This window comes from Alphaproteobacteria bacterium (genome assembly GCA_040905865.1).
Classification (GTDB): Bacteria; Pseudomonadota; Alphaproteobacteria; order UBA8366.
The window spans coordinates 15,652-32,997 of the sequence record JBBDQU010000038.1 but is presented as its reverse complement, the minus strand read 5'-3'; the positions used below and the strand labels follow the sequence as shown (position 1 = coordinate 32,997).

The 17,346-nt window shown below is 59.6% G+C and carries 16 protein-coding genes and 2 pseudogenes; 12 read left to right on the top strand and 6 right to left on the bottom strand.

What is annotated here, in order from left to right; genetic code table 11:
* From WD767_07740 to WD767_07715, 6 genes are all read left to right on the top strand, one after another.
* Positions 1 to 479 (top strand): hypothetical protein (locus tag WD767_07740; protein MEX2615970.1); only part of this gene is annotated, 479 nt, incomplete at its 5' end.
* A gap of 22 nt (positions 480 to 501) precedes the next feature.
* Positions 502 to 939 carry a phage holin family protein gene (locus WD767_07735; GenBank protein MEX2615969.1) on the top strand — a complete coding sequence of 146 codons (438 nt, stop codon included), beginning with the start codon at positions 502 to 504 and terminating at the stop codon, positions 937 to 939.
* Positions 940 to 960: 21 nt separating this feature from the next.
* Positions 961 to 2,334, top strand: a complete 1,374-nt coding sequence (locus tag WD767_07730; GenBank protein ID MEX2615968.1) for a mechanosensitive ion channel family protein — start codon at positions 961 to 963, stop codon at positions 2,332 to 2,334.
* A 69-nt stretch (positions 2,335 to 2,403) separates the two neighbouring features.
* Positions 2,404 to 3,576 (top strand): AI-2E family transporter, encoded by a 1,173-nt coding sequence (locus tag WD767_07725; protein MEX2615967.1) that lies wholly within the window; start codon positions 2,404 to 2,406, stop codon positions 3,574 to 3,576.
* Between the two features lie 83 nt (positions 3,577 to 3,659).
* Positions 3,660 to 4,637, top strand: a complete 978-nt coding sequence (locus WD767_07720) for an endonuclease/exonuclease/phosphatase family protein (GenBank protein MEX2615966.1) — start codon at positions 3,660 to 3,662, stop codon at positions 4,635 to 4,637.
* Between the two features lie 159 nt (positions 4,638 to 4,796).
* Positions 4,797 to 4,994, top strand: a complete 198-nt coding sequence (locus WD767_07715) for a PLD nuclease N-terminal domain-containing protein (protein MEX2615965.1) — start codon at positions 4,797 to 4,799, stop codon at positions 4,992 to 4,994.
* A 70-nt stretch (positions 4,995 to 5,064) separates the two neighbouring features.
* Here WD767_07715 and WD767_07710 read toward each other — a convergent pair whose 3' ends face one another.
* Complete coding sequence (locus tag WD767_07710; protein ID MEX2615964.1) at positions 5,065 to 6,093, bottom strand: proline racemase family protein; 1,029 nt, start codon at positions 6,091 to 6,093, stop codon at positions 5,065 to 5,067.
* 13 nt (positions 6,094 to 6,106) lie between these two features.
* Between WD767_07710 and WD767_07705 the strand changes: the two are divergent.
* Together WD767_07705 and WD767_07700 are read left to right on the top strand one after the other, a co-directional pair.
* Positions 6,107 to 6,196, top strand: a pseudogene (locus WD767_07705) (transposase domain-containing protein).
* 260 nt (positions 6,197 to 6,456) lie between these two features.
* Positions 6,457 to 6,803: pseudogene (locus tag WD767_07700) on the top strand (transposase).
* Between the two features lie 51 nt (positions 6,804 to 6,854).
* On the opposite strand, the gene WD767_07695 reads toward WD767_07700, so the two are convergent.
* The 5 genes from WD767_07695 to WD767_07675 all read right to left on the bottom strand — a co-directional run bounded on the left by WD767_07695 (position 6,855) and on the right by WD767_07675 (position 13,527).
* Positions 6,855 to 7,382: a sigma-70 family RNA polymerase sigma factor gene (locus WD767_07695; protein MEX2615963.1), complete on the bottom strand. Its 528-nt coding sequence runs from the start codon at positions 7,380 to 7,382 to the stop codon at positions 6,855 to 6,857.
* Between the two features lie 327 nt (positions 7,383 to 7,709).
* The gene (locus tag WD767_07690) at positions 7,710 to 8,021 is read right to left on the bottom strand and encodes a hypothetical protein (protein MEX2615962.1); all 312 of its coding nucleotides are present in this window, start codon (positions 8,019 to 8,021) and stop codon (positions 7,710 to 7,712) included.
* Positions 8,022 to 8,116: 95 nt separating this feature from the next.
* Positions 8,117 to 8,569 (bottom strand): sugar transferase, encoded by a 453-nt coding sequence (locus WD767_07685; protein MEX2615961.1) that lies wholly within the window; start codon positions 8,567 to 8,569, stop codon positions 8,117 to 8,119.
* A gap of 515 nt (positions 8,570 to 9,084) precedes the next feature.
* Complete coding sequence (locus WD767_07680) at positions 9,085 to 10,590, bottom strand: response regulator (protein ID MEX2615960.1); 1,506 nt, start codon at positions 10,588 to 10,590, stop codon at positions 9,085 to 9,087.
* A 30-nt stretch (positions 10,591 to 10,620) separates the two neighbouring features.
* Entirely contained in the window at positions 10,621 to 13,527 is a 2,907-nt protein-coding gene (locus WD767_07675; GenBank protein ID MEX2615959.1) for a chemotaxis protein CheB, read from the bottom strand.
* A gap of 186 nt (positions 13,528 to 13,713) precedes the next feature.
* On the opposite strand from WD767_07675, the gene WD767_07670 reads away from it, so the two are divergent.
* From WD767_07670 to WD767_07655, 4 genes are all read left to right on the top strand, one after another.
* Entirely contained in the window at positions 13,714 to 14,193 is a 480-nt protein-coding gene (locus WD767_07670; protein ID MEX2615958.1) for a ferritin-like domain-containing protein, read from the top strand.
* A 686-nt stretch (positions 14,194 to 14,879) separates the two neighbouring features.
* Positions 14,880 to 15,125 (top strand): glycine zipper family protein, encoded by a 246-nt coding sequence (locus WD767_07665; protein ID MEX2615957.1) that lies wholly within the window; start codon positions 14,880 to 14,882, stop codon positions 15,123 to 15,125.
* Positions 15,126 to 15,410: 285 nt separating this feature from the next.
* Entirely contained in the window at positions 15,411 to 16,418 is a 1,008-nt protein-coding gene (locus WD767_07660; GenBank protein MEX2615956.1) for an OmpA family protein, read from the top strand.
* 130 nt (positions 16,419 to 16,548) lie between these two features.
* Positions 16,549 to 17,187: an ABC transporter substrate-binding protein gene (locus WD767_07655; protein ID MEX2615955.1), complete on the top strand. Its 639-nt coding sequence runs from the start codon at positions 16,549 to 16,551 to the stop codon at positions 17,185 to 17,187.
* Positions 17,188 to 17,346 lie beyond the last annotated feature (159 nt).

The window sequence follows — 17,346 nt, the reverse complement described above, 5'->3', positions numbered from 1 at the left end:
AGTACTCAAAAGGAAAACCCCGCCGGAAATCCGACGGGGTTTGTCAGCGGTCTGACGTCGGGTGGAACCCGACGCGGTTTTGTGCGTTAATACTGCTGGTGCCGGAAGGTCAATGGACATTCGAGAAGCACTTCCCGGCAAAATTTTGGCGTGAATCCAGTTTGAAAAGGAGTTCAACAATGGCGAGCGACAGCGAAACCCTGAAGAAAGATATCGCGGAACTCCGCGCATCTATTGAAACGCTAACCAGGGACGTGACGTCCATGAGCCAATCCATGTCCGACGGTCTGAAGGAAAGGGCGAGCAGGACCGCCGATAGCGTGCGCAATGGTGCGCGTAACGCCGCCAACGAAATCGGCGTCAAGGGCAGGCAGTCCGCCGAAGCGGTTGAAAACACGGTGCGGGACAAGCCGCTGCAAAGCCTGGTCGTCGCGTTCGGCGCCGGCCTGTTGCTCGCACAATTGCTGCGCAAGCGATAATACGGCCGGACGGGGAGGTTGCATGAACCTTACAGGAATGATCGGCTCGCTCGGCGGGATGCAGGATCGTGTCCGAAGCGCCGTTCGCCGCCGGATCCGGGCGGCGGTGATGGGGCTTTGCGGCGGGCTTGTCATATTGGGAGGCGCCGGTTTCCTGGTCGCGGCGGGCTACCTGCGACTGTCGATCGAAATGCCCGATTATCAGGCGGCCCTGATCATGGCGGCCATACTCCTGCTTGTCGGCGGCATCGTTATCGCCGCCGCCCGGTCGGGGAATCGCCAGAGTGCGAACCCGACACTTGAGACGCCGCCGGATCTTGCGCGGCAGGCGGAGGACGCAACCAGCCTTGCAACACACGAGGCCCGGGTACAAGTGCGGGACAGCCCGCTTACCGCCATCCTCACCGCCGTCGCCATAGGGGCAATCGTCGGCCTGTTGCGTCCGAACGACGACCCGTGACCCCGCCCGGAACCGGATAGGATGTCGGCTCTGTCGCGGACCGTCACGCGCTGTTCAGGCACGCTGTTTTCAGTCCTCGTGGGCGCATTTCTGATTTTTACCGGTACGTTCGCTTCACTGGCTCAACCAGCCGCAAACGATGCCGCGGGAACGGGGGCGCCGGCGATAGGTCAGCACGCCGTTGAGTCCGATTCCGCAACACAAAAGACAATCGCCGGCATCCTGCAAACCTTCCGGAAGTTCGAGCATGTAACCGTCGACGTTCAATCCGGAGTTGTTACCCTTGGCGGGGAAGTCGCGTCGGCGGTCGACAGACGGGAAGCTGAAGCCGTCGCCTCACAATTCGGCAACATCAACGGCATCAGAAACGATATTGCCCTCTCCCGCGAACTCCGGGATCGCGGTACGGCCATATACGATCGCCTTCAGCAACGTCTGAATGGCCTGCTGGTATCGATACCGCTGTTCATCATTGCGGCAGCAATATTTTTCATCTTTCTGGCGCTGTCAAAATTCGCGTACCGACGGATCCAGGCCCTCAATCGTCTGACGACGAACCCGTTTCAGAGACAGTTGCTGGCCCAGTCCATCCGCGGGGTCATCGTGATCGTCGGACTGATACTTGCTCTGGAAGTTCTGGACGCCACGTCGCTGATCGGCGCCGTTCTTGGCGCGGCCGGCATTACCGGAATCGTTCTGGGCTTTGCCCTCAAGGAGACGATCGAGAATTATGTCGCCGGCCTGCTGCTCAGCCTGCGGCAACCCTTTTCGCCATTCGATCACATCCGGGTTCTGGCGTATGAAGGCCATGTGATCCGTCTGACGTCCCGGGCCACGATCCTGATGACCCTGGATGGTAACCATGTGCGGGTCCCCAATGCCGAGGTCTTCAAAAGCGCCGTCGTGAACTTTTCCCGGAATCCGGAGCGGCGCTTCGAATTCGATATCGGTATCGGCGTCGATGTGGACATCGTCGCGGCGCGCAGGCTTGCCCAGGACACACTGCGTTCGATGGCCAGCGTGCTGCGCGACCCGGAACCCGATACCTGGGTCGACGCACTGGGCGATTCCAACGTCGTTCTGAAAGTGGTCGGCTGGATCGACCAACGGGAATTCTCCCTGCCGAAAGTTCGCGGCGAAGCCATCCGGCGGGTCAAGGGCGCCTTTGAAGCCGCGGATTTCGATTTGCCCGAACCGATCTACCGTTTGAAGATCATGGAAACCGGCGAAATTCCGGCCGGGCGCGCCGCGGCAGCGAAAGCTCAGCCGCTATCCGCCGCAGACGACAGCGAAGTCGACCTTTCCCGCAATACCCATGTCGAACGCGAGGTGGCTCAGGAGCGCGCCGAAATGCCGGAAGGCGATCTGCTCACCCCGGACGCGCCGCGGGAATAGGCCGCCGCATCGAAATCCGGGAACCCAATCTCTCCGGTAGCGTTACTACGCTGCTTTCATGGGGCCAGCATGCACGACGATGACGCCAGCGATGCGGACACCGCACGGAAAGATCCTGTGCCGGATGGTCTTTCCGTCGCGGAAGTTATGGATGTGTTGCGCGGTACAACGCCTGTTTCCATAACCGGCATGGCGCTCCTTGCATTCCTGTATACAGCCTATTTCGCCGCCGGCCTGTTTCTGCCAATTCTTTTCGCCATTTTTCTGAGTATTATGATGCACCCTCTGGTGCAAGCCATGAAACGCCTCGGCATTCCCCGGGCGATCGCCGCGCTGGTCGTCGTGATCGGGCTGTTCTCGCTTCTTACCGGGGCAATGGCGCAACTGTCGACGCCGGCCGAGCAATGGCTGCAACGGCTTCCAAGCATACAGCGCGAACTTGAAGCCAAGCTCTGGCCGGTCACGCGCTCGATTGAGCAGGCCAAGGTCGCCACGGAAAAGATTCAGGATCTGGCAGACGGAGACACGGCCTCCACCGAAAAACCAGAAGTCACGGTCAAGGAGCGGTCGCTGCTCAGCCGGATATTCGAGACGACATGGCTTACCGTTGTTCAGGTCCTCATCGTATTCGCCCTGACATTTTTTTTCCTGGCCCAGGACAACGAAAAAACCAGAAACGTCATTCGAAATCTGCCCCTGCGCAAACACCGCGAATCTGTCGAGGAAATATTCGAATCCGTTCAGCGAACGATAACCCGGTTCCTGCAGATCAGCGCCGCCATTTATGTTTCCCTGGGCGTCGTGACGACGCTGGGAATGTATTTCCTCAACATGCCGAACCCGATCCTGTGGGGATGCATGGCAACGGTATTTGGCTTCATGCCGTTTGTCGGCCCGCTGATTGTCTTTGGATGCATCGCAATGGTTTCCCTCCTGACCTTCGATCACTGGTGGCACTTCGTGGCGCCGCCGGCGCTATATGGCGGGTTGACTATCGTCGAAGGCTATTTCATTACGCCCGCGGTGGTGGGGCGCCACCTCACCGTCAGCCCGATAGCCATTTTTCTTTCGATGCTGCTTTGGACCTGGGTCTGGGGGATGGCGGGCGCGCTGCTTGCCGTGCCCATCCTGGTTGTCCTGACGACAGTTGCCCGGCATCTCATAGTGATCATGCGCGATCGCAAGAAAGACAGACCGGAGCCGGAATATGAAGAAAGGGCCCCCCTTGCCCGGCCGACTTGACGCCGCTAGCAGAAGTGTCGCGGTGGAGTGGGCTACGGCATCACAGGGTCGACGGGATCACAAGAAGGTCAGAAAAGATACCAATGTCATTTTATCAATGGGCGTTCGCTGCCGTAACTGCCCCGCTTGTCCTGCTGACACTGGCGCCGTTCTCGCGGAACCGGAAGTGGTGGGTTCGAATTTGGGACTTTCCCAGGCTGCAATTGGCAACGGCAGCGCTGTTCCTGATTTGCCTCGAATTTGTCTGGCTCGACCTGTCGCAGCCGCCAGCAATGGCGCTGGTCGCCATTTCAGCAATCTGTCTCGTGTGGCATGGAGTCCGAATCGTGCCTTATACGCCGCTCTGGCGCACCGAGGTGCCCAGAATTACCGGTAACTGTCCGGCCCGGCGTCTGCGTATGCTGATTTCAAATGTCGAAATGACGAACCGCAATTCGCCGGCTCTGCTCGCCATTATTTGCCGTCAGAATCCCGATATCGTACTCACGCTGGAATCCAACCGCTGGTGGGAAGAACAGCTGGCGCCGATATCGAAGGTTAGACCGCACGGGTTTCGCTACGCGCAAGAAAACACATACGGGATGCACCTGTTTTCACGGCTCCCCATCGAACAATCGCAAATCCGCTTTCTGGTCGAACCCGATGTGCCTTCGATACAGGCGCTGGTCGTTTTGCAATCGGGACACCGGGTTCATCTGTTCTGTCTTCACCCCGCACCGCCCAGCCCAACGGAAAATGAAGAGTCGACGGAACGGGACCAGGAATTGTCCATCGTTGCGAAAGCCTGTGCGGAGATCAATGCGCCGATTATCGTTATCGGGGACCTTAATGATGTCGCCTGGTCACGAACGACGCGCGCCTTTCGCAAGTCGAGCGAGCTGCTGGATCCGCGACGCGGCCGCGGCCTGTACAACAGCTTTCACGCCCGCATACCGTTCATGCGCTGGCCGCTCGACCATGTCTTCCACAGCGAACATTTCGCGCTGGTCCACATTGAGCGCCTGCAGGCGATCGGCTCGGACCACTTTCCGATACTCGTGGAACTGGAACTCATCGACTGACGACGCGATGCCGTTCACGTCGACATCGACGATACCGAATCCCGACTCCGCCTCGCGCAGGGAACCAGTCGCCACCGCGCGCGTTATTGAAGCAGACGTGCCGGACGGCAGCATTGGTCTCCGATGACGCGTGGCGTTTTTCACTTCAGGAGCGCAAATATGGGTATAGAAGTTGGCGGATTATTGGGACTTATTATCCTGATTGCTGATATTTTTGCGATCGTACACGTTGTCCAGAGCGGTGCGTCAACCGGCGGCAAGGTTTTGTGGATTGTCCTGATTATCGTTCTGCCTGTTGTCGGACTTCTCATCTGGCTGGTTGCGGGCCCGCGCAGCGCAGGCCGTGCGTTGCGCTGAGAGTACGAATTATTATGAAACAGGCGGCCATGTATTCGCGGATGCCTGTTTATGCGCAGCCCGCGGGCGGCTATCTGGCGCCCCAGGTATCGGCCAGCCTATAGCCCTCCGGCCAGGGATCGGCGGGATCGAGCATGTGCTGATGCACGCCGGTAATCCAGCCGCGGCCTGAAATTTCCGGAAATATCGCCGGTCTGCCGCCAATTGATGCGTCACCAAGTATCCGCCCGTCGAACGTGGAATCGATCAGCGATACGGCCGTCAGCCGGTCACCGGCTTTCATCTGCCCGCGCGCATGAAGTACGGCCATGCGCGCCGAAAGTGCGGTGCCGGTCGGCGAGCGGTCTACCTTGCCGGGGCGGATCGCAACCGCGGCGCGCGCGCGCAATCCGTCCGGCACCTTGTCGACCGGACCCGCAAAAAGACAGAACGAGATATGTCGCCAGTCCGGATATTCCGGGTGATGAAAACCCAGCAATCCGCTGGCCGCTTTTGTTATACGCACGCCGAGCGTCGCAATGTCATGTGCCTCGTCGGCGGTGAGCGACAGGCCGAATGCCGCGGCATCGACGATGACGAAACTGTCACCGCCAAACGCCGTATCGACGGTCAGCGTCTTGAGGCCCGCGACCTCAAGCGGCGCATCCAGCCGCGCAGCGAAGCTCGGCAGGTTCTGCACGAATATCCGCTCCGCCTTGCCGTTCGCGCATTCGGCGCGTACCTTCACCAGGCCGCCCGGCGCCTCGAGCGTCAGTTCGGTCACCGGCTCCTGCATAGGCAGGATCCCGGAATCGAGCAGCACGGTCGCAACGCAGATCGCGTTGGAGCCCGACATCGGCGGCGTGTCCTCGGGCTCCATGATGATGAAGGCGGCATCGGCGGCGGGGTCTTTCGGCGGCACCAGCAGATTGACATGGCGAAAGACGCCGCCGCGGGGTTCGTTGAGCATGAAGTTCCGCAACCGCCCATCGCGGGCGATCCACCGGCTTTGCGCCCACACCGTATTCCCCGGGGGTGGCGCGACCCCGCCCACGATCACATCGCCCACTTCGCCTTCCGCATGCGCGGAGATCACATGTATCGTCTTGCTGCTGCGCATCCGGATGCCCTTCGGCAAATCAGCCTCCATCGCCTATTCCCTGATCGAAACCGCCAAGGTCAACGGTGTCGACCCGCAGGCATGGCTCACCGATACCCTTGCATGTTTCCAGGACCACATCATTGGAGAAAGATGATGCGGGTGCTTCCGGGCCGGTGGCCACTGAACCGCCCCGGGTTTCCCGGAGGTTCCGACTTGTGAGAAGAAGGAGCTATCATGGGAACACAATCGACACGATATCCGGCGGAAGTTCGCGCGCAGGCGATCCCGCTGGTTTTGGCGCCAGCGGCGGATAGACCCGAGGCGCATGGTCTTCATTGACGAGACCCTCGGGTCGAGCCCGAGGGCAGGCTCCGGGCCAAGACCAAAATGACGCGCACGCATGGCTGGAACACCAGGGGCCAGCCGTTGATCGACAAGATACCGCACGGCTACTGGAAAACGGTGACCTTCATCGCCGGCCTGTGGCACGACGGCATCGTCGCGCCTTGCGTGCTCGACGGGCCGATCAACGGCGACAGCTTCACCGCGTGGGTCAAGCAGTGCCTGATCCCCGAGCTGGAGCCGGGCGCCATCGTCGTCGTCAATCTCGGCAGCCACAAGGGGAAGCCAAGTGCGCGAACGCCTCAAGGCGGCGGGTCAGGCTGTTCTTCCTGCCGCCCTACTCACCCGACCTGACCCCCATCGAGGAGATGTTCTCCAAGCTCAAGCAAGGATCCTGGCGGAACCTTCCAGCGGCGCATTGTACCGTCATGCGCCATTCATTGTGTATTGTCGCGCCAACAGTCAGACGCTGTGTGGCTGTCCTCGCCTTTGCTCAGGATAAACAGCAGCGTCGTTCGTGCCCGGTAACAACCGGATTTGACGGTGCCTACCGGAAGATCGAACTGTTTGGCCACTTCCTTGTAGGATTCTCCGTCCACGCCGATGCGGTACAGGATCTTCCGCTGTTGATCGGGCAATGCCATCATGGCCCGAGCGACGGCGCGTAACATGACTGCTGACGGCTGGGAAGCCGGTACGGACAACTTTTCCAGCGCGCCCTCGGGGTTTGCAGGCCGTTTCCATTTCGCGTTGCGACGAACCTCGCTCATATAAAGATTGTGCAGGATTGTAAGAAGCCAGGCGCGAAGGTTGGTGCCGCACTTGTAGAGATGCGCCTTGCTCAATGCACGCAGGAGGCAATTCTGAACCAGGTCATCCGCGTCTGTCGCATCGCGCGACAGGACCAGCGCATATCGTCGTAGAGCGGGAATGTGATTTTCGATATGCTGTACGACTTCGTTCATTGCTTGCCCCAATTCTGCATTTCATGGCCTGTTTCCAGAACTTTCTTGCATCGCCATATCCCGACTGGAATTCCCGCAGTCTGGAATGATTATTGGGCAATGCGTGTTCGGTCAGGGTTTCCAATTGCATCGGAATTGGTGAAGACTAGAATTATTCCAACCACGGCATCAGGCTCGGAAACTACCCAGATTGAAACGGAACCGGCATGGCCGATGCGGCCCCGGGCATGCCTGCGGCCGGTATCGTCAGGCGTCCCGTGACGGATTGTCAGTGAAACCAGCGGCGGTTTCGCGGCGGGAGAATCCCGATGGGCGCATTGATGCCGATCATGTATCTTCCCTGGCGAGGTCGCATAAGCGGTCAAGGTCCGCAAGAGCCAGGGCGATCAATTGTTTCCGGCGCGGTTCCTGTGCCTCTGTTGTGGCGGCGTAAAGCTGAATGAGATACTGCGCCTTGGCTGCGGCTTCCGCCCACGATTCGGCCGGCGCGGCCAGAAGAAGCTGTTCGAGTTCTTCCTGTTGACGTCGCAGGGCAATCTGGTCGTCCTTGAACCTTCGCAGATGCTGGCGACGGTCTTCGGTTGCTTTCTGGGCGTTCCTGCCGCGGCGCGTATCCAGGTCAATGGGGTCGTCCGTCATGCGCCAGTTCCTCTTCGATGCGAAGCCGCAGGAAGTACCGTAGCGGGGCGGAATAATACTTGCTACTGTTTAACGAAGATCGATATTGATCGGATTCAATCGAGCAATGCATCCCATGACGCCTCACCGCGCAATACATTCAGAAGTGCGGGTATCTGCCCCAGCCGGGTCCGGCCCAGAAAAGCGCCCAACGCCGTATACGGCGGACAGGAGCGTATTGTATTGTCGCCGTTTCGCGCGTTGATGGCGACCATGCGAAACTCCCAATACATAACCGAATCGCCATCCCGGTCAGCCCTGTCGCGCTTCAGCAACGCCGGCCCCGGGGATCCGCATTTGATCAGAATTGCGATCAGCAACAGCAACGGAAGGAAGAAAGCCAGACACAAAGCCGCAAGGATCTGGCCACTCCGTGAAACTTTAACTTGAGGTCCTGAAACCGATTTAACCTGTGACATGACATGGGCTCTCTGCTGTAAGAAGGTGGCAGCGGTCGGCGTGGCCTCGAAAGGTCGCTGTTTCCGTCCACCCGTTGATGCGATTGACATATGAACCGCCTCCGTTCGGCTCGAGGCTGGGATTGACGATTGCGGGCGGGATGGCGCCCACGGCAATATTTTCATCGTGACAGGCAAGGAACGCGAGAACAGCGAAGATCGCACCCCAGATCGCAAGGGAAGCGACAATCCAGACCGTCCAGGCCAATCGTACAGACCAGCGATCCCGCATTTTCGGTTCGGTCCTTTCCCGGCGTTCACGTGGAACACCACCCGGTTGGGCCTGTTCCCGCTTCCCGCACCGTAGCGAGACACCGTCCTGTAATACCTGTTTTCAGCCGGACTCCACTCCACGGCGTTGTCCCCCGTTACAATGCCGGCTGATCGCCGATGACAGCACGTGATCCCGTTCGCTACGTTCCTCCCGATTTGCAGGGGTCGGTTTCTGACACTTGCGTCTGCATCGCTCGGTAGCGGCTCTGAACCAATGTCTGAAAGGCAGCATAACAGGCTTAGCCGCTATCGCGGCAGGTTCGGATAATACCTATTGGGCAGCCGTATCCCTGCTACGCCCCGGACGACGATTCGTCGTCCGGATGGCCTGAAGCGGCGACCGCCATTCGCGCCAGTGCCGGCAGCGACCTGGCGCCGGTCCTTTTCATGACGGCGGCGCGATGGTTTTCCACCGTGCGCTGGCTGATGCCCAGATCCGCGGCGATGTTCTTGTTCGGGTGCCCGGCAAGCACGAGATCCATGATCTGGCGCTGCCGCGACGTAAGACCGATAATCTTCCGCGCCGCTTTTTCCCGCCAGACCGACGCAGCGGCTGTACCACGGTGCATCCCGCGCGCGCGCTCGATGCTCGCCAGTAATTCCTCGCCGCTTATCGGCTTTTCGATAAAGTCCTGGGCTCCCGCCTTCATCGCCCGAACCGCCGTTGCGACATCGCCGTTACCGGTAATCACGATGGCGGGAACGTTGTTGCTTTCGGTGCGCAGCTTTTGCAGCAGGTCGATCCCCTGCATGCCGGGCAGCAGGATGTCTATCAGCAGACATGCGTCGCCACCGGGCTTATAGGCGGAGAGAAAGTCTTCGCTACTGGAATAGATCTCGACCGTCTGGCCCGCCAGTTCAAGAACGCTGCGAATGGCGTCGCAGACATCGCTGTCATCGTCCACGACGTGGATTATCGGTGCATCCGACGCGACTGGCGGTCGCGCCGGAACCGGGACTATCGGTGCATCCGACGCGACCGGCGGTCGCGTCGAAACCGGTTCAGACTGCTCCGCCCCGGAATCGCCCGCCAGCAGCGCCGCGACGCTCTTTGACAACTCGCGAGCCTTGACCGGCTTGCTGGCATACAGGCAGTTATGCCTTGAAATCTCCTTCAGGGCCGCGATTGAAATGTCGCCGGTCAGCACGATTGCCGGGATATTCTTGTTGATCTTTTCCCTGAGGGCCGTGGCAACTTCGATTCCGTTCAAACCACCCGGCAGGTTGAAATCGGCCAGGATAAGGTCGGGACGGTCCGCGGCATGCATCGGCAATGCCAGGGCGGCGGCGCCATCCTCGGCGAGGATCGCACGATACCCTTCGCTCTTCAGTAGGAGTTCCAGTAACTCGCGGACATCCGGATCGTCTTCGATAACCAGGATCGTGGCCGTGCGCGCAATTTTTTCCGGCACAGCCTCGTCCGGCGCTTCGCCGCGCCGGGGCAATACCGTTCCTTCCGTCGCCATTGCAACATCGATGGTAAACACCGATCCCTTGCCGGGTAGCGAACGTACCCGCAATTCGTGGCCCAACAGGTTTCCGAGCCGTTGCACGATCGCAAGGCCGAGACCGAGGCCGCGGCTGCGCTCTCGCGCTTCATTGTCGACCTGGTGGTATTCCTCGAAGATTGCCTTGAGGTCGCTTTCGGCGATGCCGATGCCGGTATCCAGAACCTCGATGCTGAGCGTCGTCGAATGTCGCCGGCATCCCAAAAGAACCTTGCCGTTCCTGGTGTACTTCATCGCGTTCGAAAGCAGATTTCGCATCATCTGTTCCAGCAGCCGCGGATCGCTGTGCACGATCAGCCCGCAGGATACAGTACGGAATTCCTAGCCCATTGCCTGGGCGTAGTAGCCGAATTCGTCCCGCAGCCGGTCGATCAGTTCGTCGATCGGGAAATCCGACTTCTCGGCAAGGAGCGTCCCCGCCTCGATTTCATTTATATCGAGCAATGCATTGAGCATGCGGGCCATGGCGCCCAAAGTCTCGTCGATCCGTGCGATCAGTTTCTGCGCCTCTTCGTCCTGGACCGTCTTCGCCAGAATTCCCTGCAGCAATGCCAGTGTCTGCAGCGGCTGGCGCAAGTCGTGGCTGGCGGCGGCGAGAAACCGCGTTTTCGCCATATTGGCCTGATCCGCCATCGCCACCGCCACGTTCAGCGCCTCGGCTATTTTTTTTTGTTCGGTAATGTCCGTGAAGGTAATGACCACGCCTTCGACACTGTTTCCCTGGGCGCGGTAGGGCAGGATGCGACGAATATACCAGATGTCTCCCGGACACTGGATTTCGCGTTCCTGCAATTCATGCGTCGCAATCACGGCCAGGGAATCAGTCTCCAGATGGCCGTCACTGGCGAGTGAACTGAGGTCGGCAATCGGACGCCCGATATCGCTGGGAATGACGTTGAACATCGATCTGGATGCCGGTGTGAAGAACCGGATCCTGAGGTTCAGGTCGAGGAACAGCGTCGCGACATCCGTGCTGTACAGGATGTTCTGCAGGTCGTCGCCGGTGGTGCGCTGCTGTTCGAGGGTTTCGTGCAACTGGGTATTGAGGGCGGTAAGCTCCTCGTTCAGCGACTGCAATTCCTCCTTCGAGGTTTCCAGTTCCTCGTTCGTCGACTGGTATTCCTCGTTGATGGAGAGCGCTTCCTGATTGACGGCCTTCTGCTTCTGGCTCGAATTCTCCAGATTGACGATGGCTCCCTCGAGTTCCATCCGCGTCGCTTGCAGTTCCCGTTCAAGCTCCGCCACTCGCGACATTTCTTCCGACGGTATCGGCCGCTGGCGCGGCGCCTTCCGGGCCGGTTGGTCGAAGAAGCAGATCAGCAGCAGTTCCCTTCCCTCGTGCTCTACCGGCTCGACGGCAATATCGAAATATTCCCGCTTGCGGCCCTGCCGGCTTTCGCAGCCTGAAACGTCGACCCGGCTGCCTGTTTGCGTCGCCTGCTGAATGGCCGAGCGCAGCCTGGTGCGCAGATCGCCGCCGACCATGGCAAGCAGATCGTGTGTCGGGTATCCTGTCGCAACTTGCAGATACCGGTTCGTCGGACCCAGGAAAAAGAGGCACTCGTGATCCCGGTTGATCAATATTGCCGCCGGCGCATAGGACTCCAGCACGAGATTCCGACAAAGATCGGCGAGAACCTCCTGATACGAGGGCGCCGCCGTCGAATCCGGCCGCGCATTCGGCCGAACACCCTCGCCTGACCTCAGCGCCACCCCGAATTCGCCGGGGCGACGGCGGCCGATATGCCGATAGACGCGCAGGGGCTTGGAGACGACGGCAAATCGTTCGTCGTCGTTGCCAACCGTTTCAGATCCGCCGAGCAGCAGTATCCCGCCCTGGCGCAGGGCGAAATGGAACTGCGAAATGACCTGGGCCTGCGCCTCGGGTTTAAGGTAGATCAGCAGGTTCCGGCAGGAAACCAGGTCCAGACGCGAAAAAGGCGGGTCCGCCAGTACGTTCTGTACCGTGAACAGAACCGGATCGCGCAGTTCGGGCAGGACACGGTAACCCTGCTCTTCCTTCGAAAAAAAGCGTTTGAGACGATCCGGTGAAATATCGTTCGATATCGTTGCGGGATACAGGCCTTCACGCGCTTGCGCAATTGCCTCCGCATCGAGATCCGACGCGAAAATCTGCAGCCTGGCATTGCTCTTCATTTGAACTATTTTTTCGCGAAACAGCATCGCCAGCGAATAGGTTTCTTCGCCCGTGCTGCATCCGGCAACCCAGATACGGATCGGCTGGCCGGGGCCCAGACTATTCACAAGGTCGGGGATAACCGTTTCGGACAGAAATTCGAAAACCTCCGGATCGCGAAAGAAACTGGTGACGTGAATCAGCAGGTCCCTTGCAAGCAGATCGATTTCGACAGGGTCGTTTCGCAGAAGCGCCATGTAGCGGTCCGTATCGCCCTCCAGGCCGAGCGACGCCATGCGCCGCCCGATCCGGCGCTCCAGCGTGCCCGCCTTGTACTTGCTGAAATTGTGGCCGTTCCTTGTATGGAGAAGCTCTATAACCTGCGACAAACCAACCTGCGACAAACCGATCTCTTTGCCACACCCGGACGGCGGCATGTCCTGGCCGGTGGCGGTTTCTTTACCTGCGGCGTGGTTGAGAAGCGCTCCGGGAATATCCGCCAACGGCAGGACATACCGGACCAGACCGGTCACGATCGCGCTTTGCGGCATACCGTCATAGGCGGCTTCTTCCGGGTCCTGCGCAATGACGAGGCCGCCTCTGTCGCTGACCGCCTTCAAGCCGATGGAGCCATCCGCGCCCGTCCCTGACAGCACAACGCAGACGGCGCGCTCGCCATAGGCTTCGGCCAGGGAATGCAGCAGGAAATCGAACGGCATCCGCGCGCCGTGACGCGCCTCGGGACGCGAGAGATGCAAGACGTCATCCGCAACGGAAAGGTAGAAACCGGGTGGAATGACATAAACATGATTGCGCTCCACCGTCATGCCCTGGGCGGCCTGCTGCACGGTCATGGCGGTCGAGCCGGACAGCAGTTCCACCATCATGCTTTCATGTGTCGGATCGAGATGCTGGATCAGGATTAACGCCAGGCCATCGCCCGACGGCAGGGCAGCCAGCAACTTCCTGCAGGCGTCGAGTCCGCCCGCCGACGCGCCGATGCCGACAACGGAAAAAGTCGTCGGCCCGCCGGGCGAATCCGGCGCTGGCGGACTGCTCTCGGGTTTCGGCGGCGGTTGCCTCTTGGGCATCTTTCGGTATCCTTCGGTTTAGCAGTCCCGGACGCGAATCTCTGGTCCGATTGCCCACTTAGTATCTATCTTTACTGTGTCGCAAACAATAGGACAGAACGATCGGAAGTAATGAGTAGTTTCCGAACCTGCATTGAGCTCCTGTTTTGGGTAATCTTGGCATTCTCAATTTTCTGGAGACCGAATATGCAACCTATGCGTAGCAGTTTAACGGCAGGGGCCACGGTGAACTCCATCGGTCTTCTGAAACTTTATCTGGTTTCGGTGTCCAATCTGCACGTACAGGTAAAACAGGCGCACTGGAACGTGAAAAATTTGGGCAGTGAACCTTTGAACATAATGTTCGGCAAGATCGCCGCTGAAATAGCATTCCTGGCAAACCGTATTGAAGAGTATGCAATTGGTTTTGGCATCGCCAATACGCCACGCGACGCGGATGTTACAAGGCGACATTTCCTGAATTTGCATCCGCGCGGTATTTCCGATGCACAGTATTTTGCGTTCGCGATATACGGCGCCCTGGCTGTATTCAGCCAATCGATGCGACACGCCAGCGGTCATGCGCTCGAGTTCGGCGACCCCGAAACCGCGAATCTGTTTGCCGAAGTTTCCGGCGCCATCGAGGATCTGACCCGGATTCTAGAAGCGCACATTACTTCGACATGAACCAGAGGCCGCGCATCAGGGCTTCTGTCAGAAACCTGCCGCTTCCTGTGTCCCGCATCGAACCTGCCCGGTTGCCGGTTTCACCGCTTGGGTATTTTCCGAGTCAGTGCCCCGGATCGCACGGCGCGTACCGTGAACATTTGCCGGCAATCCGGAAAAATGCGGCGGCGCTAACGCGGAACTGTTCACCATTATGCACAATTTTCATGTCAACGACGTAAGGCGAAATGGCGAACCAGCGTCGCCTTTAACCTTGAATCCGGGCTTCTTGTTACCATGTGAGCAGCGAACTTCCTGCTTATCCTTCCCGAAATAAACCCCGGATTTACAGGGCCTTTCTCTAGCATGGCCAGCATTTTAAATAACGTGTTTTCCAGTGGTGACGCGGCGTTGATATTGCGGTTCTACGATGGTTACCGGCCTGAAACCAGTCATTCCGGGGCAATGGATCATATGGAAAAGGGTTACTGCCGTTAACCATATTTTTCCGTTTTTTTAAAATTTATTTTCGGGGAACCGAAAAGAAGGCGTGGGAAATTGAGTAGTTTCCGACCCTGCTCAACAAGCATTCTGAAGCGTATGTTAGAGACCAGCAGCAAGACTTTTTCTCTGTCTCTACCCTGCATAGCAATACCGTATTCGCGGACCACTGTTTTAGGCAGGATCGTGTTGATGGAAGTCCTATCATGAATCGGAATCTGATAATATTTCTGACTGCGCTTGTCTTCGCGGGCGGCCTGGCTGGCTGCGGCAGCAGTACCGGCGACCGCGCGCTCAGCGGGGCGGGTATTGGCGCGGCAGCCGGTGCAGTCGGCGGCGCCTTGCTCGGCTCTCCCGGAACAGGTGCGGCAGTCGGCGCCGCCGTCGGGGCCGGTGTCGGCGCCGCCACAGATGAAAAAGATGTCGATCTGGGCAAGCCGCTCTGGCGGTAGCCCTGACCGGCAACGGAATCTCTGCCGAAGTCCAACCCGGCAGGGATCCAGTCCGCACCCGTCGGGAGCGCGTCGGCGCAATGCCGGCAGGCGGCTTTCTGGCGAACCGGACGGGATAAAGGGGCCGTTAAACGGGTTGGCTGACTGTACGTCGCGTCAGCCGCCCACCGCGAACCATCGAATTTTTCAACGACCGGGCCAGCAATTGCGCGCACGCGTTTCGCCGGCCGCTATCGCAACGACAACATTCAACCGGAGGATTTCCTCATGTTAAAACACAATCTGATGATCACCACGGCGGTGGCCGCCCTGTTCCTTGCGGCGAGCCAGACGCCGGCGCAGGCCAATTCGTTGAGCGACCTGATGAACAAGGACGTGGCGAGCGTCCGGACGATGCAGCCCGTGGGCACCGATTTCAGGGCCGCACTGGCGCGCGAATACCGTACTCTTGCGCTGTACGAGTCGGACGAAATGCGCGATTTCCCGTCCTCGGACTACTACGCCAAGAAGGCGCTTGCCGTGAATAGCGGGTCGGACGAAATCCCCGCCGTGCCGCAGCTCTGGGATATCAAGGACAAGGACATGGCCGAGCTGGTGGCCGGGCGCGCGCAATTGACAAATGCGTTCGACAGGCATGGCAAAACCCTGGCGCCCGCTGAAGCCGCCGCCGCGCAGGCCAGATACGACTGCTGGGTCGAGCAGACCGGCGAGGGTGTGACGAATGGGGGCACTCCCATGGCCTGGCAGCCGGCGGACATCGCCTCGTGCAAGGATCAGTTCCGCGCGGCGCTTGACCGTCTGGACGCGGCAATTCTGGCCGCCCAGCCGGCGCCGGCGAAGGTCGCCGAGGTTCCCGCCAACCAACCGATGACCTACGTGCCGACCAATGACGGCGCGGTGGTTTATTTCGAGTTCGACAAGTCGGCGTTATCGCAGCAGGCGCGGAGGGACATCGAAGGGTTTGTCGCGCGCACCAGCGGCGACAAGAACCTCGTCGTGACCGTTAAAGGTCATACCGACCGCACCGGTACGGCGGCATACAACGACGTGCTGTCGCGCGAACGGGCCGTCGCGGTGAGGAACGAACTCCTCCGTCACGGGCTCGTCGTTCGCGAGGCCGAGGACCTGAAGGTCACGGCCGAGGGCGAAGGCGATCCGGCAGTGGCGACCGGCGACGGCGTACGTAACGCCATGAACCGCCGCGCCGTGATTACCGCCTATACGGTTTCCACCGGCGCACCGGAGCGCGCGATGTCCGGCGACAAAAATCCGGTATCGCAGAACACGCGCTAACCCGCCTGCAGGGACGGGACCGGCCGCAGACCCTATCTGGTTTCGCGCCCGGTCCCGCAGCAGGGCATTCCATCATCCTGCTGCTGGGACGCATTTAAGCGCTTTCAAACCACCACGGGAGTAGCCGACCATGCGCACGAAACATTTCCGATACGGGTTCACAATTCTGCTGCTCACGACTCTTGCAGCGCCCGTATCAGCAGCCGATAGTACGGGAACACCAAGCGCCTTTGTCACAAGCCTGGCCCGGACAGCCCTCACTTCCGCCAGCGACAAGAGCCTGTCGACCGCCGACCTTCGGCGCCGGCTGGACGACCTGCTCGATACCGGCTTCGACATGCCGCAGATTGCCGCCTACGTGACTGGACCGTACTGGCAGGCGGCGAGCGCGGAAGAAAAGCATGCCTTTACGGCAGTCTTCCGCGATTATGTTGGCCACGCCTATACCCGGCGCTTCACCGAATACGACATCGGTACTTTCCGGGTTACCGGCCAGCGCGAAGAGAATTATGGCAACACGGTCGTTACCTCCGAAGTGGATCAAATCGCATCGACCGACGGGGCGAAACAGACCCCGGCGAACGTACCGGTTCGCCTCGACTGGCTGGTTGCAGGCAGGAACGGGTACCGCATCATCGACATCACTGTGCAGGGCGCCAGCATGGCCGCGACCAAACGAGCGGAGTTCACGTCCTATCTGCAACACAACAGTGGCGGGCTGACAAGCCTGACGCAACGGCTCCGATCCATGAAGGTCGCGCGGCAATAATCCGATTCGCCGCAAGACAATTCCTGAAATCCGACACAAAGTTTCGAACAGGCGCCGTCATGACGATATCCAAAATCAGTGTTTGGACTTGCGCCGCCGCATGATCGACGCGATTGAGGAAGGGCTGTCGGCGCGTGGCGGGTCGGTTTTCGGTGGCGC